The organism is Arthrobacter sp. NQ7 (assembly GCF_029581595.2).
Classification (GTDB): Bacteria; Actinomycetota; Actinomycetes; order Actinomycetales; family Micrococcaceae; genus Arthrobacter; species Arthrobacter phenanthrenivorans_B.
Window position 1 is genome coordinate 48,510 of the sequence record NZ_JARFXU020000004.1, and the last position, 22,727, is coordinate 71,236.

The window sequence follows — 22,727 nt, forward strand, 5'->3', positions numbered from 1 at the left end:
GTCCCCTGTCAGGCGTGGCCTGCCGCCTGCATCTGCCGCAGTTCCTTCTTCAGTTCGCTGACTTCGTCGCGGATCCGGGCAGCCACCTCGAACTGCAGTTCCGCGGCTGCGCCGTGCATTTGCTCCGTCAGTTGTTCGATCAGGCCCACCAGGTCCTCAGCCGGCGCGGCGGCCAGCCCGTCCGAACGGACCTGGGCGGCGCCCTTCTTGGCCCCGGCCTTGTTTGCCCCGGTGATTCCGCGCTTGCCCTTGCCGTAGTCGAAGCTGCCCAGCAATGCATTGGTGTCCGCGTCCTCGCGGGCCAACTGGTCGGTGATGTCCGCGATCTTCTTGCGCAGCGGCTGCGGATCCACGCCGTGTTCCTTGTTGTAGGCAACCTGGATGGCCCGGCGCCGGTTGGTTTCATCGATGGCGTTGGCCATGGAGTCGGTGATCCGGTCCGCGTACATGTGCACCTGGCCGGAGACGTTGCGGGCGGCACGGCCAATGGTCTGGATCAGTGACGTGGAGGACCGAAGGAAGCCTTCCTTGTCCGCATCCAGGATGCTCACCAGCGAGACCTCGGGAAGGTCCAGGCCTTCGCGGAGCAGGTTGATGCCCACCAGCACATCGAAGCTGCCCAGCCGGAGTTCCCGGAGCAGCTCGACGCGCCGCAGCGTGTCCACGTCCGAGTGCAGGTACTCCACCTTGATCCCGTGGCCCAGGAGGTAGTCCGTCAGGTCCTCCGCCATGCGCTTTGTCAGGGTGGTGACGAGGACGCGCTCGTCCTTTTCCACGCGGGTGCGGATCTCCCCCAGGAGGTCGTCGATCTGCCCCTTGGTGGGTTTGACGATCACTTCGGGGTCGATCAGGCCGGTGGGGCGGATGATCTGCTGGACGAAACCGTCGGCCTTGCCGAGTTCGTACTTGCCCGGGGTGGCGGACAGATAGACGGTCTGGCCGATCCGTTCCAGGAACTCGTCCCACTTCAGCGGCCGGTTGTCCATGGCTGACGGCAGCCGGAAGCCGTGGTCCACCAGGGTCCGCTTGCGGGACATGTCCCCTTCGTACATGGCACCGATCTGCGGGATGGTGACATGGGATTCGTCCACCACCAGCAGGAAGTCGTCCGGGAAGTAGTCCAGGAGGCAGTGCGGCGCGGACCCGCCGGGACGGCCGTCGATGTGCCGCGAGTAGTTTTCGATGCCGTTGCAGAACCCCATCTGCTGCATCATTTCCAGGTCATAGGTGGTGCGCATGCGCAGCCGCTGCGCCTCCACCAGCTTGTTCTGGCCTTCCAGCACGGCCAGCCGCTCGGCGAGCTCGTCCTCGATGGTCTTGATGGCGCGGCTCATCCGCTCCGGCCCGGCGACATAGTGCGAGGCGGGGAAGACGTACATTTCCGTTTCCTCGCGGATCACCTCGCCCGTGACGGGATGCAGGGTGTAGATGTTTTCCACCTCGTCGCCGAAGAACTCGATCCGCAGGGCCAGTTCCTCGTACATGGGGATGATCTCCACGGTGTCGCCGCGGACGCGGAACGTGCCGCGGTGGAAGTCCATGTCGTTGCGCGCGTACTGCATGGAGACGAACTTCCGCAGCAGATGGTCGCGGTTCATTTCCTGGCCCTTGCGAAGCGTCACCATGCCGGCGATGTATTCTTCCGGCGTGCCCAGGCCGTAGATGCAGGACACGGTGGCCACCACCACGACGTCGCGGCGCGTCAGCAGGGCGTTGGTGGCGGAGTGGCGGAGCCGCTCCACTTCCTCGTTGATGGAGGAGTCCTTCTCGATGAAGGTGTCCGTCTGGGGAACGTAGGCCTCGGGCTGGTAGTAGTCGTAGTAGGAGACGAAGTATTCCACCGCGTTGTTGGGCAGCAGTTCGCGGAATTCGTTGGCCAGCTGCGCGGCGAGGGTCTTGTTCTGCACCATCACCAGGGTGGGGCGCTGGACCTGTTCGATGAGCCACGCCGTGGTGGCGCTCTTACCGGTACCCGTGGCACCGAGCAGCACCACGTCCTTCTCACCGTTGTTAATGCGCTCCGTCAGTTCCGCGATGGCAGCCGGCTGGTCACCGGCAGGCTTGAATTCGCTGATGACTTCGAAGGGCGCTACAACACGGTTGACTTCCTGCGCAAGGCTCATGGATCTAATTTACCGCCGGGCACCGACACTGGACGGCCCCTTCCGTTACAGGCGAACAGCGTCCGGCATTCAGGGTGCTGTTCAGGACGGGTACGACGGCGGCTCCCACCCGGCTGCCTCCGCCCAGGCCGACATCAGCGGCCAGGCGACATCGGTGAACCAGGGTTCCTTGGCGTCCGCATAGCCCCGGGTGGTGCCTGAACCGGCAAACCGTGCCGCGAGGCCCACCTTGTGCGCCTGGTAAAGCCGAAGCGCGGCGGGATCGCTCCGCAGCCAGTCACGGAACAGAAGGGCATAACGCCACCCGGCCGAGCCTGCAGCCCGGACATGGACGTTCACAGCCCGGCACGGGTCCGCATTGGCGTGGAACCGCTTGAACCACTGGGACGGGTCGGGTGCGTACGGCTTGGGCGTGTCCGACCCTACGCCCCGGACCTGCGGGAACCCGGCCGCAGTGAGGAGCGGGGCCAGCCTTTCGGCAGCCTCAAGGTCCGGCACCGCAACCTGCAGGTCGATGACGTCCTTGGCGGCCAAGCCGGGAATGGAGGTGGAGCCAACGTGGTCCACCGCCAGGATGAGGCCGGGAGCAGCCGCCAGAAGCCGCGCCGCGATCCTGGCTGCCTCCCGTTCCCACTCCTCACGGTGCGGCTCCAGCACCGGTCCGCCATGGCGTGGTGCGCGTGTCCCCGCGGCAAGGTTGTGGGCAAACGGCACCAGCCGCGCGTCCCAGAGCCGGTCCACCTGGTCCAGGACGTGCTGCAGCGTGCCGGAGTTGTCCAGGACGACGTCGGCCGCGGCCAGGCGGTCCCTGCGGGTGGCCTGGGCGGCCATCCGGGCACGCGCCGCTTCCGGGGTCATCCCCCGGATGTCCAGCATGCGCTGCATCCGCACATCGTCAGGGGCGTCCACCACCACTACAAGGTGGAATGCGGTGCCCTGGCCGGTCTCCACCAGGAGGGGGATGTCCTGGACCACCACCGCGTCGGGCGCAGCTGCAGCGGTGATGGCTGCGGCCCGGGCACGCACCAAGGGGTGGACGATCGCGTTCAGCGCAGAAAGGCGTTCCGGGTTGCCGAACACCGCCCCGCCAAGCCGCGGACGGTCAAGCCGCCCGTCGTCGTCGAGCATCCCGGGACCGAACTCCGCCACGATGCGGTTCAGCCCCTCAGTCCCCGGTTCAACCACCTCCCGGGCCAAGGCGTCGGCGTCCACCAGCACAGCGCCGCGTTCCTTCAGCCGCCCGGCCACCACCGATTTTCCCGAGGCGATTCCGCCCGTCAATCCGATCTTCAGCACCCTCCCACCCTACTGAACAGGTGGGCGCGACCAGCCCACCGGAAGCACTTAGACTGGGCGGGTGCAAGATCACGACAGCCGGGCAACTGCCTACACCACGCTGGCAGCGGGGAAGGACTTCCGGCACGAACTCGAGGTCAAGCGCTCCAGGTTCATCACGGTCCTGCGCAGGGCCGGCACGGAAGACGCCGCCCGGGACCTCGTGGCCGGCCTGCGCCGCGAGTTCCACGATGCCCGCCACCACTGTTCCGCATTCGTCATCGGCGCGGACCGGACCGTCCAACGGTCCAGTGACGACGGCGAACCCGCCGGCACCGCCGGTACTCCGATGCTGGAGGCCCTGCTGAAGCGCGAAACGGCACCCGGGGTGAGCGACCTCAGCGACGTCAGTGCCGTCGTCGTGCGCTATTTCGGCGGCATTTTGCTCGGCGCTGGCGGGCTTGTGCGCGCCTATTCCGAATCCGTGTCCACCGCACTTGACCTCGCACCCCTGGGCCGCCGGAGCAGGCTGAGGATCTGTTCCATGGCGGTACCGCACGCTGAAGCGGGGCGGCTGGAGAACGACCTGCGCGCTGCCGGCACGGTCATGGCGGACACCAGCTACGGGGAACGGCACGCGGTGCTGCGGATTGCCGTCCCGGACGACGCCGCAGCGATTGCCGCTGCAGCGGACCGGATCCAGCAGCTGACGGCCGGCACCGCCACCCTCGCGGCCGGGGGAACGGAATGGGTGGATGAATCCGTCGGCTGACGTCAGCCTGGTGGACGTGGATCACGAAGTGGCGGACCAGTTGCTGGCGCTGGCCAAACGCGATGCCTCCCCCGATGAGGTCGCTCCCCCGCTGGGCGGCCCCGGCTGGAACCTTGAACGTACGGCCTGGTTCTTCAGCTACCACTCCGCCGCCGCCGCGGGGCTGGACGGACCGGCAGCGGAAAAATCATGGGCGGTGTTCTGTGGCCAGTCCATCGCCGGTTCCGTCCGCCTCAAGCGTGACGGCGCCGCCCTGGTCCCCACGGCGGAGACGGGGATTTGGCTTGGCCGGAGTTTCCGTTCCCGCGGCATCGGCGGCGCCGCCCTTGACCTTGTCCTGGCGGAAGCCCGGCGGGCCGGCCTGCAACGCGTCACCGCCCGCACGCTGGCCGGAAACAGCAGCGCACAGCGGCTGCTCGCCGCAGCCGGGGCGGCACTGACGCAGGACAACGACGGAACAGTCCTCGCCGTCGTCGACCTTTAGTCGCATCGCCTTAAAGGCAAGAAACCCCCTGCCGGTGTGGCAGGGGGTCTCTTGGAGCCCGGTTACCCGGGCCGGTGGCAATTAGTTGCCGGTCAGCTTCTCACGCAGGGCAGCAAGTGCCTCGTCCGAAGCCAGGGTGCCGGCACCGGAGTCGGTGGCAGCAGGCTCAGAGGAGTAGCTGGTGGCACCGGAGTCGCCGTCACCGGACGTTGCGGCAGCAGCGTCGTCGGCAGCGTGCTGGGCAACCTGCTTCTTGTGGGCTTCCCAACGTGCCTGGGCGTCAGCGTACTGCTGCTCCCAAGCGGCGCGCTGTGCTTCGTAGCCTTCGAGCCATTCGTTGGACTCGGGGTCGAAGCCCTCGGGGTACTTGTAGTTGCCCTCTTCGTCGTACTCTGCGGCCATGCCGTACAGGGCGGGATCGAATTCGGTGCTGTCAGCGTCGACGCCCTCGTTGGCCTGCTTGAGGGACAGCGAGATGCGGCGGCGCTCGAGGTCGATGTCGATGACCTTGACGAACAGTTCGTCGCCAACGGACACAACCTGCTCGGCCAGTTCAACGTGGCGCACGGCGAGCTCGGAGATGTGGACCAGGCCTTCGATGCCGTCTTCGACGCGGACGAACGCACCGAACGGAACCAGCTTGGTGACCTTACCCGGCACAACCTGGCCCAGGGCGTGGGTGCGGGCGAAGGTCTGCCACGGATCTTCCTGCGTAGCCTTGAGCGACAGGGAGACGCGCTCGCGGTCCAGGTCGACCTCGAGGACCTCGACGGTGACTTCCTGGCCAACTTCGACAACCTCGGACGGGTGGTCGATGTGCTTCCAGGACAGCTCGGAAACGTGGACGAGGCCGTCTACGCCGCCCAGGTCCACGAAGGCACCGAAGTTGACGATGGAGGAAACAACGCCGGGACGGACCTGGCCCTTTTCCAGCTTGTTGAGGAAGGTGGAGCGGACCTCGGACTGGGTCTGCTCGAGCCATGCACGGCGGGACAGGACAACGTTGTTGCGGTTCTTGTCCAGTTCGATGATCTTGGCTTCGATCTGCTGGCCGATGTACGGAGCCAGGTCGCGCACACGGCGCATCTCGACGAGGGATGCGGGCAGGAAGCCGCGCAGGCCGATGTCGAGGATAAGACCACCCTTGACAACCTCGATGACGGTACCGGTGACAACACCGTCTTCTTCCTTGACCTTCTCGATGTCGCCCCAGGCACGCTCGTACTGAGCACGCTTCTTGGAGAGGATCAGACGGCCTTCTTTGTCTTCCTTGGTGAGCACCAGGGCTTCGACCTGATCGCCAACGGAGACGACGTCTCCGGGGTCAACGTCGTGCTTGATGGACAGCTCGCGGGAGGGGATGACACCTTCGGTCTTGTAACCGATGTCGAGCAGGACTTCATCGCGGTCGACCTTGACGACGGTACCTTCGACGAGATCTCCGTCGTTGAAGTACTTGATGGTGGCGTCGACAGCTGCGAGGAAGTCCTCAGCGGTACCGATGTCGTTGATGGCGACCTGCGGGGTACCGGGCTTCTCGGTGGAGGTGATGGTCATGTAGTAGGGGCTCCGTTGTGGATAGTTAGTCGGTCAGGCAAACCGGCGCGCCCGCGTCATGGAACGCAGGCGCGATTCGCGGTGAATCCGACGGATCCTCCGGGTCATCCTGATTTTGTGGATTACTTTCTGGGTGCGGCCCCGGGGGCCGCAAGTGCGTGCACGCGCGGTACACGCCCGTTCATTGTAGTCATTGCGGGCAACCGGGGTCAAAGCGGCCGTTGGCTCAGAAGTGCGTCAGGCAATGGGTGGCCCGTTCCACAGCTAACATCTGCTGCGCCTTGAATGCGGCGCCTTTGGCGTGTTCCGAAATCCTGCCGGCTGCCGCCAGTGTCACCGGGCAGACGCCGCCGAGGTAGATCGAGGACAGCGCGGAGACATCCATGGCCAGGTCCGGGCCCTCCCCCGGGTCGATGCGTTCGACGGCGGCCTGGCCGCCCTTAACCTCCAGCGCGAACGTTCCTGCCGTGAAGCCCAACGGGTCACCCACTTCCAGCACGAGCCTTCCGTCCGAGGGGTAGTGCCGGGCCGCCAGGGCCTCCCGGACATCGAGGATCCGGAGCCAGAGCATGTCGCGGGGCTCGGAGGCTTCAACGCAGCGGGAGTCTTCGAGGGCCCATGGCAGCGGATCATCGACCATGGCTTCTTCCCACGTGACGCTCTCGACCAGGTCGATGGCAGCAAGGTACTGCCAGAGTTCCAGGTACGCGTGGTCGGTGGCGGCCACCAGGTCCACCACTTCCATGGTGTACGGCCGGGCGTCCCAGCCGGCGAACTTATAGGACACGTACCCGTCCACCGACCCGTCGGGCCCGTAGTGCAGCGCAACTTTGACTTTGGGATCCTCGTCCTCGGCCCGGCTGATGGATCCGGATGCGAGCTGGCGGTAGAACTCGTGCCGCCCGATCGAACCGGGCGTGAGGCGGTGCAGCTGTTCGAAGACGGCCGGCGCCAGGTCAAGGAGGACCTTGGGGTCGGCCACCTCCACCCGGCCCGTGGCAGGGTGGTTGAGGACGAAGCGGCGGCTGGTGTCGACCTTGATGGACTGCTCCCGGGTGGCCACCCCGAACCCGAACCTGCTGTAAATCGAGGCCTCCGATGCAGTCAATGCCGCCATCGCCAGCCCTTCCCGGCGGGCGAGGCCCAGCTCCTCTGCCATCATGCGGCGCAGCAGCCCCCTGCGCCGGTGTGACGTCCGGACGGTCACCGCGGTGACCAGCCGCGTGTCGAGCATACGGCCAAAGCCGATGTTCAGTGTTTTATCAAAGGTGCCGAAGGTTGCCACCGGGACGTTGGCCCCGAGGGCGTGGTCGGCCACTGGCCCCACCTGGTAGGCGCCGGTCATCACCCGCCCGTCGGCACGCTGCATCGCAATGCCCCTGTCCACCCGTTCGTCGCTGCGGCGGGCATCATGGAACCCGAAGGCGACGGCCCGCATCCAGTCGACGGTCTGCGGGTAAGCAGGATCTTCTTTGGCAGCCGGCTCGAAGCGCCGGATTTCATAGTTTCCACTCAGATCACCCATTTACCTGAGCCTAGTCAATGAATCCGGCGCCTGACCAGCAAAAACGCCCCGGCTGGTGCCGGGGCGCCGCGGGCGCCGTCAGTGGCCGGCGTCGTACCAGCTGGGTCCGACGCCGATCTGGACTTCCAGGGGAACGCTGAGGTCCGCGGCCGCTGCCATCTGCTTGGTCACCAGTTTCTCCACGGCTGCCCGCTCCCCCGCCGCGACTTCCAGGACGAGTTCGTCGTGGACCTGGAGGAGCATGCGGGATTTCAGGCCCTGCGCGTGCAGTTCGGCGTGGACGCCGAGCATGGCACGTTTAATGATGTCCGCGGCGGACCCCTGGATGGGGCTGTTGAGCGCGATCCGTTCCGCGTTTTCGCGCAGCTGCCGGTCGGTGCTGGTGAGGTCCGGCAGGTAGCGGCGGCGCCCCTCGATGGTGGCCGTGTAGCCGTCCACCCTGGCCTGGTCCACCACGCCCCGGAGGTAGTCGCGGACGGCGCCGAAGCGGTCGAAGTAGTCCTTCATGAGGGTGCGGGCCTCGTCCACGGAAATTTCCAGCTGCTTGGACAGGCCAAAGGACGTCAGCCCGTAGGCCAGGCCGTAGGACATCGCCTTCACCTTCGAGCGCATGGCGCTGGTGACCTGGTCCGTGGGGACGTGGAAGATGTTGGACCCGACGAAGCGGTGCAGGTCCTCGCCGTCCTTGTACGCCTGGATCAGGCCCTCGTCACCGGAGAGGTGCGCCATGATCCGCATCTCGATCTGCGAGTAGTCGGCGGACAACAGGCATTCGTAGCCATCGCTGACAACGAAGATCCCGCGCACGCGGCGGCCTTCCTCGCTGCGGATGGGGATGTTCTGCAGGTTGGGATTGTTGGACGAGATCCGGCCGGTGGCGGCCACGTTCTGGGCGTAGGTGGTGTGGATGCGGCCGTCCTCCGCCACCGACTTCTTCAGGGACTCGATCATCTGGCGGAGCTTCGCGGCCTCGCGGTGCGCCATGAGCTGGACCAGGAACTCGTGCCCGGTCTTTTCCAGCAGGTTCTTCAGGGACGCGGCGTCCGTGGTGTAGCCGGACTTGATCTTCTTGGTCTTGGGGAGCTGGAGTTCGTCGAACAGGACGGTCTGCAGCTGCTTGGGCGAACCGAGGTTGACCTCGTGGCCAATGGCGGCGAAGGCCTGTTCCTGCGCCTGGTCGATGACCCGGGCGAGGTCGGCAAGCTGATCGTCCATCTTGTCCATGTCGATGGCGATGCCTGCAAGCTCCATATCCGCCAGGACACGGCTGACCGGCAGTTCAAGCGTGGACAGCAATTCCTCCGCGCGGCGTTCCCTGAGTTCGCCTTCGAAAAAGCGGCTCAGCGCCAGCACGACGGCGCCGGCCTGCACCAGCGCGTCGGCCGCGGCGGCATCCCCGCCGTCGAAGGACAACTCCAGCTGCCCGGCCTTGGCCGTGGAGGCCGGAATCCCGACGTTCAGGTGGTGCTGGGCAAGCTCGGCCAGCTCATAGGTGCGCCGGTCGGGCTGGATGAGGTAGCCGGAGATGGAGGTGTCGTCCACCACGCCCTCGAGCTCCAGGCCCCGTACGGTCAAGGCCTTCAGCGCGGCCTTGAAGCCGTGCATCACCTTGGGCGACTCGGGGTCGCGCAGCCAGGCGGCCAGGACGTTCTCCGTCCCGGCGTCCTGGCCTGCGAGGTCGATGTAGACGGCGGCGTCTGCCCTGACGATCGCAATGGCGGCAGCGTCCTCGCCGATGCGGCCCGGCACGAGGTCGACGGCGACGGCGGACCGCTGTCCGGCACCGGCGGCCAGGAAGGCGGCGAGTTCGTCTGCAGTGGCAGGGGTGCCGTAGGCGGGGGTGTCGATGCTCTCACGCTCGGCGGCGGGGGTGTCGGCGTCGCCATAGAGGGCGAACAGCCGCCCGCGGATGGCCTTGAACTCGAGCTGGTCGAAGAGGTCTTCCATGGCAGCCTGGTCGGGCCGGGGCTGGTAGAGGTCCTCCAGGGTGACGGGGAGGTCAAGATCGGTGTGCAGCTGGTTCAGCCGCCGGTTCCGCTTGACGGCGTCGACGTTTTCGCGCAGGGCATCCCCCACTTTGCCGCCGATGGAGTCGAGGTGTTCCAGGACGCCTTCAAGGCCGCCGTACTGGTTGATCCATTTCGCTGCCGTCTTTGGCCCGACCCCGGGCACGCCGGGCAGGTTGTCAGCCGTTTCGCCCACCAGCGCGGCGAGGTCTGAGTAGCGGGACGGGCTGACGAAGTACTTGGCTTCGATGGCGGCGGCGTCCATGCGCGGGATGTCGCTGACACCCTTTTTGGGGTACAGCACGAAGACGTTGTCCGTGATGAGCTGGAAGGCGTCGCGGTCGCCGGAGACCAGCAATACCTCGAAGCCGGCTTTTTCGCCCATGGCGGCAAGCGTGGCCAGGATGTCGTCCGCCTCGTAGCCGGGCATCTTAATGGTCTTGATGCCCCAGGCCTCCATGACCTGCGCGATGAGGTCGATCTGGCCGCTCATTTCACGGGGCGTTTCGTTCCGGCCGCCCTTGTATTCGCTGTACTCGGTCTTGCGGTGGGTCGATTCGTCCGACACATCGAACGCCACCGCGATGTGGGTGGGCTGCTGCTCCTTGATGAGGTTGATCAGCATGGAGGTGAAGCCGTGGATGGCGTTGGTGTGCTGGCCGTTGGCGGTGGAGAACTTGTCCGCCGGGAGTGCGAAGAAGGCACGGAACGCCATGGAGTGGCCGTCAAGGACCAGCAGGCGCGGCTGGCCGGTGATGGGGATGACGGGGGCCTCGGTGGCTGAAACGGACCCACCGGCAGCGGGAGCGGCGGCCTTGGCAGCAGGTGCGGAGGCGGCGGATGAGTGCTGCACGGCAGCTTCCTCATCGATGGCCGGGGACGGGAAGGGGGCCGGTTTGGTTGTTTCACTCACAGGTGCCAGCCTAGTTGCCATGACTGACAATTTCACGCCGGGCGCTTTCACCGACGAGCTGGCTGCTGCCGGTATTCCAGACCACATGCACGGCTGGCTGGGCCGCTTCGGAGTGGGCGCGCTGGTGGTCAAAATGGGGATCCGCTTCCTGGAGATGAGCCCGGAACGCACCGTTGCCACCATGCCGGTGGAGGGCAACACACAGGTGGCCGGGATCCTTCACGGCGGCGCACACGTGGTCCTGGCCGAAACGCTGGGGTCCTTCTCGGCCGGGATGCACGCAGGCCCCGGACGGCACGCCGTCGGGATTGAGGTTAATGCCACACACCACCGGTCCATTGACAGCGGCACGGTGACCGGCACGTGCACCGCGATCCATCTGGGCCGGACACTGGCCACGCACGAAATCGTCATGACGGATGCGCAGGGGCGGCGCCTTTCCACCGCAAGGATCACCAACATGCTCCGGGACAACGCCTAGGGGCAGGCAGCCTCAGGTGCCGTTATCCCCTGCCGCAGGCAGAAGGTAGCGCAACTCAACAACGCCCCTGCCCAGGGTGCGGGATGCAGCCAGCTGGAGCGGCGGCGTCGGACCTTTAAGGGGAAGCAGCCGCTTGCCCTGGCCCAGCACCACCGGGATCATGGAGAGGATGACCTCGTCCAGCAGGCCCGCATCGGCGAACTGGGCGGCGAGGTTGCCGCCGCCCACCACCCAGATGTTCCTGCCGCCGGCGGAGCGCCGGAAATCGGCGATGAATTCGCCCACGTCGCCGCGGACGAAGGTGATGTCGGCGCCGTCGGGGGCCGGGTATTCGTGGTGGGTGAACACGTAGCTGGGCGTCCCGGCGTACGGCCATTTGCCGGGTTCGTGCTCCATCAGCCACGCATAGGTTTCCCCGCCCATGACAATGCAGCCCACGCCGGCCATGAAGCCGTTGTAACTGTCCTCGCCGCCTTCGAACCCGTCGAACTGCAGGAGCCAGTCCAAATCATCCGTGGGCGTGGCAATGAAGCCGTCCAGGGAGGCAGCGACGAAGTACTGGATGCGGGACATGGCCCCATCGTAGCCAACAGCACCACCCGGGCCAACGGCCGGGGTGGTGCTTCGGCGGAGCGCTACTTGGAGAAGTACGGGATAATCAGGTACAGGCCGATGAGGACGGCAATGCCGCACAGGCCAAAGCAGATGTAGGCGAAGGAACGCTTGAGTCCGGGAGACGTCTGCTCGGCATCAGCGGCGATGGCCGTAAAGCGGACGCCCAGCGCGTAAAGGGTTACCACCGTCGCTGCGGCTACCAGGGTGGCGCCCGCGACCGTCAGGAGTTCCAACCACTTCATCGCCGATTCTCCTTAGGCTTGTTGGTCTTGGCGTCTGCCTTGGCTTTTGCCTTGGCCTCTGCCCGTGCCCGGGCCATCGCCTTCTTCTTTGCGAACCGGACCGCCTGGCCGGCTTCCTCGACCTCGACGGCGTTCTGGTGGCTCACGGAGGACTTGCGCGAGTAGAAGAACATGAAGAGGACCGCGGCGCTGCCCGCGATGGCGGCGATGAGCACGCCCACGGCGCCGGTCTTGACGAGCAGGGCCGTCAGGGCTCCGACAACGCCGGCGGCCGGAAGGGTGAAGAGCCATCCCAGCGCGATCTTCCCCACCATGTTCCACCGGACGGTGGTCCCGCGGCGGCCCATGCCGGAGCCGATCACGGATCCGGAAGCCACCTGTGTGGTGGACAGGGCGAAGCCCAGGTGCGAGGAAGCAAGGATGGCGGACGCGGTGCTGGTCTCCGCCGCAAAGCCCTGGGCGGGCTTGACCTCGGTGAGGCCGGACCCCATGGTGCGGATGATGCGCCAGCCGCCGGCGTAGGTGCCGATGGCGATCGCCAGGGCGCAGGCCGTGATCACCCACAGCTGGGGACCGGAGCCGGGAGCCTGGCTTCCGGCGGCGATCAGGACCAGCGTGATGATGCCCATGGTCTTCTGGGCGTCGTTGGTGCCGTGCGCCAGGGCCACGAGGCTGGAGGTGAAGATCTGGCCGGTGCGGAAGCCGCCGCGCTTCTGCGTGAGCTTGGTGCCGGTCTCGGGATCATGCCGCGAGGTCAGGGCATAGGCCAGGCGCGTGCAGACGTAGGCGGCGAGGCCTGCGATCAGCGGCGCGAAGACGGCCGGGAGGATGACTTTCTGGAGCAGTGTCTCCAGGTTCACGGAGTTGAACCCCGCGCCGACCACGGCCGCGCCGATCAGGCCGCCGAAGAGCGCGTGGGACGAGCTGGAGGGCAGGCCCTTGAGCCAGGTGATCATGTTCCAGAGCACGGCGCCCATCAGCCCGGCAAAGATGATGTCCGGGGTGATCTGGACACCGCCGGAGCCTTCCCGGATGATTCCGCCGGACACCGTCTTGGCCACCTCGGTGGAAAGGAACGCGCCCACCAGGTTCAGCACGGCTGCCAGGGCCACCGCGGTCCTGGGCTTGATGGCACCCGTCGCGATGGGCGTAGCCATGGCGTTCGCGGTGTCGTGGAAGCCGTTCGTGAAGTCGAAAAATAGTGCCAGCGCGATGACCAGCGCCACCATGAAGGTGATATCCACCTGTTGCCCAATCTGCAGAGTCGACGTTCAGCAGTTTCTCTTACCAGGCTGCCGTGGACAGCATAGTTCACCAGCTGTTCGCTTGGAATGACTTGCGGCGATGGCGGGGCCGGCGGGAAACCTTATCGATCGTACGCGTCCCGGGCATGAGGTCAAAACACGGGCGGGGCCAGGAAAGCGCGGATCCGGTCAAGTTCCTCGGGGCTGATCCCGCGGCGCGGGTGCGGTGAAACGGTGAGGATGCGCCCGCCCAGGAACCGCGCCCACCGCTGCGCTTCCGCTTCGAACCCCAGCTGGTCGTCCACCCAGGCGACGGTATCCGGTCCGGTGTCTTCGATATCGTCCTGGATGGCGCGGAGTTTCCACCAGCCGCTTCCGCCGGCCGCACCGTCCGCCGCCAGGTAGGGCCAGCTGCTGCCGGCCAGGCCGACGGCGGGACACAGGTATTGCGGGGCCAGTTCCTCCCAGGAGGTGAGCCAGACACAGCGAAGCCCGGGCGTGCGGGCCAGCGAGTTGAGCCCGGCCACCAGTTCAGGAGCGAAGGAAACCGGCAGCAGTCCCGCCTGGGCACGACGCCAGCGGGACCCCCAGCCGGTGTGCCCTTCCGGGCTGAAGGGACAGACAACGCCGTCCACGTCCAGATAGAGCGTGTGCACCGCCCTGCGCCCTCCGGGAGCTTCAGCCCTGGTGGAACTGCGGTGGCCGCGGGCCCGTGTCCAGCTCCGGGGCGAGCTTCTCCTCAAGCGCCGCCAGGGTGGCGTCCGGCAGGACAATGAGCCCATCCAGCTCCCGCCGCGCCCGCTTGTACGCTGCCTGGCGTTCTGCCGGGGTGGCCGCCTCGTTTTCCGCGATCATCAGCAGTTTCCTTGCCGTGGCGAGCCGTTCGCGTTCCGGTCCGGTGAACTTGCTGTCCCTGATCCGCCTCGCTTCGCGCTCGGCAACGTCCAGTGCCACGGCGAAATTGTTGACTGCCTGCCGGTACGCGTCCAGTGCCGCCAAGGATCCCAGGTCCGCCGGCGAGGCGGGGCGCTGGCCGTCAGCTTCCCTTTTGGCCCGGAGGAAAGCCACGGTGAGTGGCTCGCGGACATCCGTCATCAGGGGAAAGTCGATGAGCTTGCCGACGTCGAGTTCGTACTCGAGCCACCGTCGGTTGGTCGCGTCGTGGGTGGCCATCAATGCCTGCACTTCGGCGGCGGAGGCCCTGTCGGCTTCGCGTGCCTGGTTTTTGGCCGTGTACAGTTCCACCCGGCGGCGGTGCCGCCGCTCACCGGCGCGCCGCCAGCCCCCTGCCCAGCGGCCGGCCAACGCCATCAGTGGAAACACCATCCACCATTTGTCGTACAGGAACTCCATCAAGGGCCTCACCCATCAATTTTCGCAGCCCAGGGGTCGGGCCTCAAGGGAGGGACAGGTGCCCGACGGCGGCCCGGGGCGGGTGCAGCGGCAGCCTGTTGCACCCGCCCCTGCTGCCGCGTCATTGCTCCCGTGTCATTGTGCCGGTGCGGCCTGGGCGGAGTTGACGTTGACCAGCCAGGCGACGCCGTAGCGGTCGGTACACATGCCGAAGACGTCACCCCACGGCGACTTCTCCATGGGGACGGTCACGTTTCCCCCGTCGGTGCTGAGCTTCCCGTAGTAGCCGCGCAGTTCGGCTTCATCGTCGCCGCTGAGGGAGATGGAGATGGATGAACCGGGGTGGTATTCCATGCTGTTCGGGGTGTCGGCGCCCATGAGCACCAGGCCCTGGGTGGTGGTCAGCATGCCATGCATGATCTTTCCGGCTTCCGCCGGGTCGTCACTTGCCTGGAAGTCGGCGAAGGTGCTCAATGTCAGCTCGCCGCCGAACACGGACTGGTAGAAGGTCATTGCCTCGCGGGCATTGTCCCGGAAGCTGATGTACGGATTGAGGATCGTGGGCATGACGGGATCTCCTTCACTGGGGCCGGAACTGGCCGGCCAGGACTGGGCAGACAACATCCTGCCCTATCCTGCTGCCGCCGGGTAGGGGACGCCTCCCCTGTTCATCCCGGGTTTCAGGGGACGAAACGGTAGCCGACGCCGGCCTCCGTCAGCAGGTGGCGGGGGTTGCCGGGATCCTCCTCCAGCTTCCTGCGCAACTGGGCCATGTAGACGCGGAGGTAGTTGGCTTCCTTTTGGTAGGAAGGCCCCCAGACGTCGGAGAGCAATTGCTGCTGCGAGATAAGCCGGTTGGGATGGCGGACCAGGATTTCCAGGATGTTCCATTCCGTCGGAGTGAGGCGGACGGGTTGTCCGGAGCGCAGCACCTGCCTGGCGGCGAGGTCCACGGTGAATCCGGCGGACGTGACCAGGGAGCGCGACTCAGGCTGCGGGACCCTGCGCAGCAGGGCACGCAGCCGCGCCAGCAGCTCATCGAGGCCGAAGGGCTTGGTGATGTAGTCGTCGGCACCTGCATCGAGGGCGCCCACCTTGTCCGGGGATCCATGCCGCGCGGAGAGGACCAGGACGGGCGCAGCGCTCCACCGCCGCAGGTCGCGCAGCACCTCCGTTCCGTCCATGTCCGGCAGGCCGAGGTCCAGGACCAGCAGATCCGGAGCCTGCCGGGAGGCAGCAGCAAGGGCTGATCCGCCATCCACCGCCGTGTCCACCGCGTAGCCGTGGGCAGTGAGCGTGATCCGGAGGGCTTTGAGCAGGTGCGGATCGTCGTCGATCACCAGGACCTTCGTCTGGGCCCCGCCGGCAGCCTGGACGCCATTGCCGCTCATGGCTGCATTCCGCCGGCGCCGGGGACGGGATGGGGAGCCGTGGCTGCCGCGGCCGGAACACCGGCGGACAGCGGCAGGCGGAGCACCATGGTAAGTCCGCCGCCTGGGGTCTCCCGGGCCGTGAGGGTGCCGCGCATCGACTCCATGAATCCCCTTGCGACTGACAGCCCCAGCCCTACCCCCGAGGACCGGGATACGTCGTCGAGCCGCTGGAACGGCCGGAACATCTCCACCACTTTGCGGGCCGGGATGCCCGGGCCGTGGTCGATGATCTGCAGCTCACCGCAGGGGTGCCCGTCAAGGATGCCACCGGACTGGCCGCCGGCCACGACCACCCGGGTCCCGGCTCCGTACTTCACGGCGTTCTCCAGGACGTTGGCCACCACTCTCTCCAACAGGCCGGGGTCCGCGTCCACCGGCGGCATGTTCGCCGGGAGTTCCACGCTGACCGCTCCGGCAGGCAGGCCCCGCAGTGCGGCATCCACCACCCCGGCCCAGCGGACGGGGCCCAACAGGGGTTCCACCGACTGCGCCGTGATGCGGGACATGTCCAGGAGATTGCCCACCAGCAGGTCCAGCCGGTCGCTGCAGGCATCGATGGTTTCCAGCAGGTCGCGCTGCTCGGCCGGGGTGTAGGAAACACCGTTTTGCAGGAGTCCCCCGGCAGCCAGTTTGATGCCGGCCAACGGCGTGCGCAGGTCATGGGAGACTGCCCGGAGGATGGCCGTCCGCATCGTGTTTCCTTCGGCCAGCCGAAGCATCTCGTTCCTGGCTGCTGCAAGCTGGCGGCGCTCCAGCTGGGCCTTGACGTGGACCGCGACGGCGGCAAGGAGCCGGCGCGCCCCGGCTGGCACGCCGGGACCCAGGAGCACCAGCGCCGTGTCCTCGTCCACCGGTTCGACCGTGATGTCCGGGGCCTCAATAGTCATTGGATTGGCCGGGGTGTCCGGGAGGCGGGTGATATCACCCGCTGCCGCCACCAGCTGCCAGCAATCCCCGTCCGGGTGGGGTCCGCCCCCGGCAGCTTTTCCAGCGTCCGGGGCAGTTCCGGTCACTTCAGGCCCGGCCGCAGCTTCACCGCCGGCGGAGATGGCGAGGGGTCCGGTCCGGCTGATGACGGCGGCTCCGGACGCGCCGAAAACGCCGGCCGCTTCAGCCAGCAGTCCCTTGAGGTTGTCCTCCTCCCGCGAGGCGGCCAGGGCAAGGTCGGCCAGGGTTGCTGCTTCGGCCCGGGCCGTGGCGGCCTCCTTCGAGCGCCGCGCGGAACGGTCCACGACCCCCGCCACTGCCACCGCGACGCCTGCGAAGACCGCCAGCGAGATGATGTCCTGAGGGTCACGGATGGCAAGGTTGTACAGCGGCGGGGTGGAGAAGTAATTGACCAGCAGGCTGCTCCACAGGGCGCCGGCGATGGCCGGCCACAGGCCTCCCACCAAGGCCACGGCCACGGCACCGGCGAGTTGCAGCAGCGCCGCCGTGGCAACACTGTGGTCAAAGGCAGCCAGCAGCAGCTGCACAACCGGCGGCAGGACCGCGGCGAGGGCAAACCCGGCCATGATCCTGCTCCGGCCCAGTCCGGTCCGCCGCCGTCCGGCCCCGGACCCCGGAGGCTGCGGCACCACCTGCACGTCGATATCTCCGGCCGCACGCACCACCCGGGCTTCGATGCTGCCGCCGGAAAGCAGCGCCGGCCGGCGCCGGCTTTGACCGACGAGGATGTGCGTGGCCCGGGACGCGCGGGCGTATTGGATCAGTGCGGCGGCAACATCGGTGGAGGACAGGGCATGGTAGCTGCCGCCAAGGTCCGCGACCTGCCGCCGCTGGGATTCGAGGGCGTGCGGCGACTCGCCGCGGGATCCTGAGGGCGTGTGGACATGGATGGCCAGCAGTTCGCCGCCGCCGGCCCGCTCCAGCAGCTTGGCGGCCCTGCGCACCAGGAGGTCTCCGTCGGCACTGCCATTGAGTCCGATCACGACGCGTTCCCTGGCCATGAGGCACATTCTTCCACCATCTCGCGGCGGGTGGCGCCAGCCCGCGGCGGCCCGTGTGCGTTGCCTCACAAGGGCGTTAAGGATGCATCAAGATCGCTTGTTCCACCCTCCTCCGCCACGGTCCCGGTGCTACTTTCGGCAGTGCCGCGGCGCCGTGCCCGGCCAGGAACGGAAGGCATCCGATGACGACCATGAGCAGGCCCCCCGCCGATCCCTCGGCACTCCCGCGGGACGGCAGGAGCGCCGTGCGGGACTGGCTGCTCTTTGGGCTGCAAGATGCCAAGGGCGCCCACCAGGGGCCCGGGGGCGTGGTTCCGGAGCGGCACCGGAAACAGCACTGGTGGCAGGTGATGTGCCTGACTGGCGTGGATTACTTCTCCACCCTGGGCTACCAGCCGGCCATTGCGGCGTTGGCGGCGGGGGCAATCTCACCGCTGGCCACGCTGGTCCTGGTGGCCGTGACACTGCTGGGGGCCCTGCCTGTCTACCGACGTGTTGCCGGCGAGAGTCCCCGCGGCGAAGGGTCGATCGCCATGCTCGAGCGGCTGCTGCCACGCTGGGGCGGCAAGCTGCTGGTACTGGTGCTGCTTGGCTTCGCCGCGACGGACTTCATGATCACCATGACCCTGTCCGCCGCTGATGCCACCGCCCACCTCATTGAGAACCCCTATGCCCCGGACTGGCTGCACGGCCAGAACGTCGCCGTCACCCTGGTGCTGCTTGGGCTGCTGGCCGCGGTCTTCCTGCGGGGCTTCAAGGAGGCCATCGGCGTCGCCGTCGTGCTGGTGGTCGCGTACCTTTCACTGAACGTCGTGGTGGTGGCCCGGGCGCTGGTGGAAGCGGTCAGCCATCCAGTGGCTGTCAGCAACTGGTGGGACGCGCTGACCACCAGCCACGGCAACCCGCTCATGGCCGTTGCGCTGGCGCTGCTCGTGTTCCCCCGGCTGGCACTTGGCCTGTCCGGCTTCGAAACCGGCGTGGCCGTGATGCCCCAGATCCGGGGCCGCGACGATGACACCGAAGCCCGCCCCGTGGGCCGCATCCAGGGGACGCGGCGGATGCTGACCACGGCGGCACTGATCATGAGTACGTTCCTGGTGACCAGCAGTTTCGCCACGGTGGTGCTGATCCCGGAGCAGGAGTTCCAGCCGGGTGGGGCCGCGAACGGCCGTGCCCTGGCTTTCCTGGCCCACTCCTACTTTGGCCCGGGCTTCGGCACGGTCTATGACCTGAGCACGGTCGCCATCCTGTGGTTCGCCGGCGCCTCGGCCATGGCGGGCCTGCTGAACCTGGTGCCGCGGTATCTGCCGCGGTACGGCATGGCACCGGCATGGGCCGAAGCCGTCCGGCCCCTGGTCCTGGTCTTCGCCCTGACGGGGTTCCTGGTCACCATCCTTTTCAAGGCCGACGTCGATGCCCAGGGCGGTGCGTACGCCACCGGCGTGCTGGTGCTGATGACATCCGCCGCGGTGGCGGTGACCCTGTCCGCGCGCCGGCTCAGGCAACGGCGGGCAGCAGGTTTTGGCGTCATTGCAGTCATCTTCATGTACACGACGGTGGCCAACATCTTCGAACGGCCGGAAGGTATCCGGATCGCAGGGTTCTTCATCCTGGGCATCATCACCATTTCCGTGCTGTCCCGGGTGCTGCGCTCCTTCGAACTGCACGCCACCCACGTCCGGCTGGACACCCAGGCGCTGGAATTCATGGCCTCCACCGTGTCCGGCCCGATCGGGATCATCGCGCATGAGCCCCTCCGGCAGACCGCCGAAGCGTACCGGCAGAAACTGGCCTCAGCCACGGAGGCCAGCCACTTCCCGGCCGACTTCACCCCGCTGTTCCTGGAAGTCACAGTGGGCGACTCCTCCGACTTCGAGACAGCGCTCGAGGTGCGTGGCGTCCTCCGGCACGGCTTTCCCGTGCTGGAAGTCCAGGGCCCGGTGGTGCCGAACACCATCGCCTCGGTTCTGCTGCATATCCGCGACGTCACCGGCCTGATGCCGCACATCTACTTCCGCTGGACCGAGGGCAACCCGGTCAGCAACCTGCTCCGCTTCCTGGTCCTGGGCGAAGGCGAGATCGCCCCGGTCACCCGCGAGATCCTGCGCGAAGCCGAACCTGAAGTCACGCGCAGGCCATGGGTGCACGTCGGCTGAACGGAAAGGGATCACCGGCCACAACCAACCGCCGCACACCTGAAACCGCCGCGCACCGCAAACATGGTGCAGCGGGGCCCCGGGAACGTAGGCTCGGGGGATGGCCCGATTCTTTGATGTCCATCCCCATGACCCGCAGCCCCGCGCCATCGCGCAGGCAGTGAAAATCATCCGCGACGGCGGCCTCATCGCCTACCCCACGGACTCCTGCTACGCCTTGGGGGCCCAGATGGGCAACCGGGAGGCACTGGACCGTATCAGGAGCATCCGGCACCTGGACGACAAGCACCATTTCACCCTGGTGTGCCGGGACTTCGCGCAGTTGGGGCAGTTCGTGAACATCGGCAATGACGTCTTCCGCAGCATCAAGGCCGTCACGCCGGGCAGCTACACCTTCATCCTGCCCGCCACCCGCGAGGTTCCCAAGCGCCTGCTCCACCCCAAGAAGAAGACCGTTGGCGTACGCATCCCGGACAACCGGGTGGTCCAGGCACTGCTGGCCGAACTGGGCGAGCCGCTGCTGTCCAGCACGCTGCTGCTGCCCGACGAGGAGGACCCGCTGACTGTCGGCTGGGAGATCAAGGAACGCCTGGACCACCAGGTGGACGCCGTGATCGACGCCGGCGACTGCGGCGCAGAACCCACCACGGTGGTTGATTTTTCCAGCGGCGTTGCCGAGGTGGTCCGGCGCGGCATGGGCGACCCGTCCCGCTTCGAATAGGACCGGCGCGGGGCACTTTGGCAGGTGCCGCCGTCGTAATGTCCGACGGCGGGCGGCGGGTCCGTGCCAAAGCGCCCCGGGGCGGGGTCAGTCCTGCTTCTTCGCCCGGCTCGGCTGGACCCTTGGCGGCTCGCCGGGCATCTTGGGATAGTCCGGCGGGAAGGGCAGCTCCCCCAGCCCGGCCTTGCAGTCCCGGTCCCACCATTCGAGCAGGACGTCGATGCTGCCGGGGTTGGCACCAAAATCAGCCCAGGGGTCACCCGCCGTCTTCAGCCGGTCGGGCACGGTCAGGATAGTGAAGTCCTTAGGATCGGCATGCCCGAGTTCGTCCCAGGTGAGGGGACAGGACACCGGGGCATGCGGGAGGGCCCTTGGGCTGTAGGCGCCGGCGATGGTGCGGTCGCGGTTGGCCTGGTTGAAGTCCAGGAACACACGCCGGCCACGTTCTTCCTTCCACCACGCGGTGGTCACCTGGTCCGGTATCCGGCGCTCCACCTCCCGTGCCGCCGCGATGACCGCGTGCCGGACGTCCAGGAATTCGCGTACGGGGTCGATGGGTGCGTAGACATGCAGGCCCCGGTTGCCGGAGGTTTTGATGAACGCCCCGAGCCCCGCCTCGGCCAGGACGTCTTTCAGGACCAGCGCCGCGGGAACGGCGTCACCGAAGTCCGTGCCGGGTTGCGGGTCCAGGTCGATCCGCAGCTGGTCGGGGTTGTCCGTGTTTTCGGCCCGGGACGGCCATGGATGGAAGACCACCGTGTTCATTTGGACGGCCCAGACGGCGGCGGCAGGTTCGTCCAGGACCAGCTGGGGATGGGACCGGGCGCTGGGGTACACCACCTTGACGGACCTGACGAAGTCCGGCGTGCCTTTCGGCGGATTCTTGGAGAAGAACATCTCACCGTCGATGTTGTCCGGGTACCGCTGCAGTGACACGGGCCGGTCGCCGTTTGCGGCGATGAAGGCCTCCCCCACGTCGCAGATGTAGCGGGCGAGGTCGAGCTTGGTCAGCCCCAGATCGGGCCACAGGACCCGGCTGGGACTGGAAATGCGCATCTCGCGTCCGCCGTTGGGACCTGGAACGGTGATGGTGGTCTGTTCACTCGCCATGGGGACAACGTACACCCGGTCACCGGCGCTGACCGGCATATCCTGCCGCCCTCCGGCATGATGGAGCCATGCCCGCATCCGATCAGCAGCTCACCGTCGCCGCCGGTGACGCCACCTTTTCCGCCGTCTACGCCCGCCCCAAGGCACCCACCGCCACCGTGGTGGTGGCGCACGGCGCCGGAGCCGGCATGGAGCATCCGTTCCTCCGCGGGTTTTGTGATGCCCTGAACAGCCTGGGCCTGGCCACCCTGCGCTTCAATTTCCCCTACCGGGAGGCGGGACGTAAATTCCCTGACCGCCCTCCGGTGGCCATTGCCGCGTGGCGTGCAGCAATGGACACCGCCCAGGCACAGGCCGAAGCCAACGGGGACCGCGGGCCGGTCTGGGCTGCAGGCAAGTCGTTCGGCGGACGGATGGCGTCCATGGCCGTTGCCGACGGCATGGCCGCTGCGGGCCTGGTGTACCTCGGCTACCCGCTGCATGCTCCCGGCAAGCCCGAAAAGCTCCGCGACGAACACCTCTACGGGCTGCCCACGCCCATGCTGTTCCTGCAGGGCACCCGCGACCCCTTCGCCACGCCCGGCCTCCTGGCTGGCGTTGTATCCCGCATCGGGCCCAACGCCGTGCTGCAGTGGGTGGAGGGCGGCGACCACTCCTTCGCGGTGGCGGGAATGAAACGGCCCGCCGACGAGGCAGGCGCATCTCTGGCCGCACCCGTGGCCGGCTTCATCGCGGCCCGCGGCGGAGGGCCGGCCTGACGGTTGCAGG

20 protein-coding genes are annotated in these 22,727 nt (G+C 67.2%); 6 read left to right on the forward strand and 14 right to left on the reverse strand.

What is annotated here, in order from left to right:
* Positions 1-8 precede the first annotated feature (8 nt).
* A complete protein-coding gene (gene uvrB, locus PUN71_RS06455) occupies positions 9-2,123 on the reverse strand; it encodes an excinuclease ABC subunit UvrB (RefSeq protein ID WP_043454814.1) in 2,115 nt (704 codons plus the stop codon).
* Between the two features lie 81 nt (positions 2,124-2,204).
* Positions 2,205-3,419 (reverse strand): dephospho-CoA kinase, encoded by a 1,215-nt coding sequence (coaE, locus tag PUN71_RS06460; RefSeq protein ID WP_277797748.1) that lies wholly within the window; start codon positions 3,417-3,419, stop codon positions 2,205-2,207.
* Between the two features lie 61 nt (positions 3,420-3,480).
* On the opposite strand from coaE, the gene PUN71_RS06465 reads away from it, so the two are divergent.
* Positions 3,481-4,170 (forward strand): IMPACT family protein, encoded by a 690-nt coding sequence (locus PUN71_RS06465; RefSeq protein WP_277797749.1) that lies wholly within the window; start codon positions 3,481-3,483, stop codon positions 4,168-4,170.
* A complete protein-coding gene (locus PUN71_RS06470; protein ID WP_277797750.1) occupies positions 4,154-4,654 on the forward strand; it encodes a GNAT family N-acetyltransferase in 501 nt (166 codons plus the stop codon). Before PUN71_RS06465 ends, PUN71_RS06470 begins: the two co-directional genes overlap by 17 nt.
* Before the next feature lie 81 nt (positions 4,655-4,735).
* On the opposite strand, the gene rpsA is transcribed toward PUN71_RS06470, so the two are convergent.
* The 3 genes from rpsA to polA form a co-directional block, all read right to left on the reverse strand.
* A complete protein-coding gene (rpsA, locus tag PUN71_RS06475) occupies positions 4,736-6,211 on the reverse strand; it encodes a 30S ribosomal protein S1 (protein WP_043454820.1) in 1,476 nt (491 codons plus the stop codon).
* A 226-nt stretch (positions 6,212-6,437) separates the two neighbouring features.
* Positions 6,438-7,736, reverse strand: a complete 1,299-nt coding sequence (locus PUN71_RS06480; protein ID WP_277797751.1) for a GNAT family N-acetyltransferase — start codon at positions 7,734-7,736, stop codon at positions 6,438-6,440.
* A 78-nt stretch (positions 7,737-7,814) separates the two neighbouring features.
* Positions 7,815-10,457, reverse strand: coding sequence for a DNA polymerase I (polA, locus tag PUN71_RS06485; protein ID WP_502860241.1), 2,643 nt, complete (start codon positions 10,455-10,457; stop codon positions 7,815-7,817).
* Between the two features lie 217 nt (positions 10,458-10,674).
* Between polA and PUN71_RS06490 the strand changes: the two genes are divergently transcribed.
* The gene (locus tag PUN71_RS06490; RefSeq protein WP_277797753.1) at positions 10,675-11,136 is read left to right on the forward strand and encodes a hotdog fold thioesterase; all 462 of its coding nucleotides are present in this window, start codon (positions 10,675-10,677) and stop codon (positions 11,134-11,136) included.
* Positions 11,137-11,148: 12 nt separating this feature from the next.
* On the opposite strand, the gene PUN71_RS06495 is transcribed toward PUN71_RS06490, so the two are convergent.
* The 8 genes from PUN71_RS06495 to PUN71_RS06530 form a co-directional block, all read right to left on the reverse strand.
* The gene (locus PUN71_RS06495; protein WP_277797754.1) at positions 11,149-11,709 is read right to left on the reverse strand and encodes a dihydrofolate reductase family protein; all 561 of its coding nucleotides are present in this window, start codon (positions 11,707-11,709) and stop codon (positions 11,149-11,151) included.
* A 62-nt stretch (positions 11,710-11,771) separates the two neighbouring features.
* Entirely contained in the window at positions 11,772-11,993 is a 222-nt protein-coding gene (locus PUN71_RS06500) for a hypothetical protein (protein ID WP_043454827.1), read from the reverse strand.
* Entirely contained in the window at positions 11,990-13,237 is a 1,248-nt protein-coding gene (locus PUN71_RS06505) for an inorganic phosphate transporter (RefSeq protein ID WP_043454828.1), read from the reverse strand. Before PUN71_RS06505 ends, PUN71_RS06500 begins: the two co-directional genes overlap by 4 nt.
* Before the next feature lie 152 nt (positions 13,238-13,389).
* The gene (locus tag PUN71_RS06510; protein ID WP_277797755.1) at positions 13,390-13,893 is read right to left on the reverse strand and encodes an HAD domain-containing protein; all 504 of its coding nucleotides are present in this window, start codon (positions 13,891-13,893) and stop codon (positions 13,390-13,392) included.
* A 22-nt stretch (positions 13,894-13,915) separates the two neighbouring features.
* Positions 13,916-14,602: a hypothetical protein gene (locus PUN71_RS06515; protein ID WP_277797756.1), complete on the reverse strand. Its 687-nt coding sequence runs from the start codon at positions 14,600-14,602 to the stop codon at positions 13,916-13,918.
* 123 nt (positions 14,603-14,725) lie between these two features.
* Positions 14,726-15,157, reverse strand: coding sequence for a VOC family protein (locus PUN71_RS06520; protein WP_043454831.1), 432 nt, complete (start codon positions 15,155-15,157; stop codon positions 14,726-14,728).
* 113 nt (positions 15,158-15,270) lie between these two features.
* The gene (locus tag PUN71_RS06525) at positions 15,271-15,981 is read right to left on the reverse strand and encodes a response regulator (protein WP_277797757.1); all 711 of its coding nucleotides are present in this window, start codon (positions 15,979-15,981) and stop codon (positions 15,271-15,273) included.
* Positions 15,978-17,972, reverse strand: a complete 1,995-nt coding sequence (locus tag PUN71_RS06530; protein WP_277797758.1) for a DUF4118 domain-containing protein — start codon at positions 17,970-17,972, stop codon at positions 15,978-15,980. The genes PUN71_RS06525 and PUN71_RS06530 overlap by 4 nt, the downstream gene beginning before the upstream one ends.
* Before the next feature lie 182 nt (positions 17,973-18,154).
* Here PUN71_RS06530 and PUN71_RS06535 point away from each other — a divergent pair, with 182 nt between their 5' ends.
* Together PUN71_RS06535 and PUN71_RS06540 are read left to right on the forward strand one after the other, a co-directional pair.
* Positions 18,155-20,128, forward strand: coding sequence for an amino acid transporter (locus tag PUN71_RS06535; protein WP_277797759.1), 1,974 nt, complete (start codon positions 18,155-18,157; stop codon positions 20,126-20,128).
* 100 nt (positions 20,129-20,228) lie between these two features.
* The gene (locus tag PUN71_RS06540; RefSeq protein WP_043454834.1) at positions 20,229-20,849 is read left to right on the forward strand and encodes an L-threonylcarbamoyladenylate synthase; all 621 of its coding nucleotides are present in this window, start codon (positions 20,229-20,231) and stop codon (positions 20,847-20,849) included.
* Positions 20,850-20,936: 87 nt separating this feature from the next.
* Here the strand turns inward: PUN71_RS06540 and ligD are convergent, their stop codons facing one another.
* On the reverse strand, positions 20,937-21,959 hold the full coding sequence (ligD, locus tag PUN71_RS06545; RefSeq protein WP_277797760.1) for a non-homologous end-joining DNA ligase: 1,023 nt from the start codon (positions 21,957-21,959) through the stop codon (positions 20,937-20,939).
* Between the two features lie 68 nt (positions 21,960-22,027).
* Here ligD and PUN71_RS06550 point away from each other — a divergent pair, with 68 nt between their 5' ends.
* Positions 22,028-22,717, forward strand: coding sequence for an alpha/beta hydrolase family protein (locus tag PUN71_RS06550; protein WP_277797761.1), 690 nt, complete (start codon positions 22,028-22,030; stop codon positions 22,715-22,717).
* Positions 22,718-22,727 lie beyond the last annotated feature (10 nt).

Bases quoted from the DNA above. Each gene is read 5' to 3' on its own strand.
- uvrB (WP_043454814.1), bottom strand. From the start codon at position 2,123: ATGAGCCTTGCGCAGGAAGTCAACCGTGTTGTAGCGCCCTTCGAAGTC.
- PUN71_RS06470 (WP_277797750.1), top strand. From the start codon at position 4,154: ATGAATCCGTCGGCTGACGTCAGCCTGGTGGACGTGGATCACGAAGTG.
- rpsA (WP_043454820.1), bottom strand. From the start codon at position 6,211: ATGACCATCACCTCCACCGAGAAGCCCGGTACCCCGCAGGTCGCCATC.
- PUN71_RS06480 (WP_277797751.1), bottom strand. From the start codon at position 7,736: ATGGGTGATCTGAGTGGAAACTATGAAATCCGGCGCTTCGAGCCGGCT.
- polA (WP_502860241.1), bottom strand. From the start codon at position 10,457: ATGGCGTTCCGTGCCTTCTTCGCACTCCCGGCGGACAAGTTCTCCACC.
- PUN71_RS06490 (WP_277797753.1), top strand. From the start codon at position 10,675: ATGACTGACAATTTCACGCCGGGCGCTTTCACCGACGAGCTGGCTGCT.
- PUN71_RS06495 (WP_277797754.1), bottom strand. From the start codon at position 11,709: ATGTCCCGCATCCAGTACTTCGTCGCTGCCTCCCTGGACGGCTTCATT.
- PUN71_RS06500 (WP_043454827.1), bottom strand. From the start codon at position 11,993: ATGAAGTGGTTGGAACTCCTGACGGTCGCGGGCGCCACCCTGGTAGCC.
- PUN71_RS06520 (WP_043454831.1), bottom strand. From the start codon at position 15,157: ATGCCCACGATCCTCAATCCGTACATCAGCTTCCGGGACAATGCCCGC.
- PUN71_RS06525 (WP_277797757.1), bottom strand. From the start codon at position 15,981: ATGAGCGGCAATGGCGTCCAGGCTGCCGGCGGGGCCCAGACGAAGGTC.
- PUN71_RS06530 (WP_277797758.1), bottom strand. From the start codon at position 17,972: ATGGCCAGGGAACGCGTCGTGATCGGACTCAATGGCAGTGCCGACGGA.
- PUN71_RS06535 (WP_277797759.1), top strand. From the start codon at position 18,155: ATGACGACCATGAGCAGGCCCCCCGCCGATCCCTCGGCACTCCCGCGG.
- PUN71_RS06540 (WP_043454834.1), top strand. From the start codon at position 20,229: ATGGCCCGATTCTTTGATGTCCATCCCCATGACCCGCAGCCCCGCGCC.
- ligD (WP_277797760.1), bottom strand. From the start codon at position 21,959: ATGGCGAGTGAACAGACCACCATCACCGTTCCAGGTCCCAACGGCGGA.
- PUN71_RS06550 (WP_277797761.1), top strand. From the start codon at position 22,028: ATGCCCGCATCCGATCAGCAGCTCACCGTCGCCGCCGGTGACGCCACC.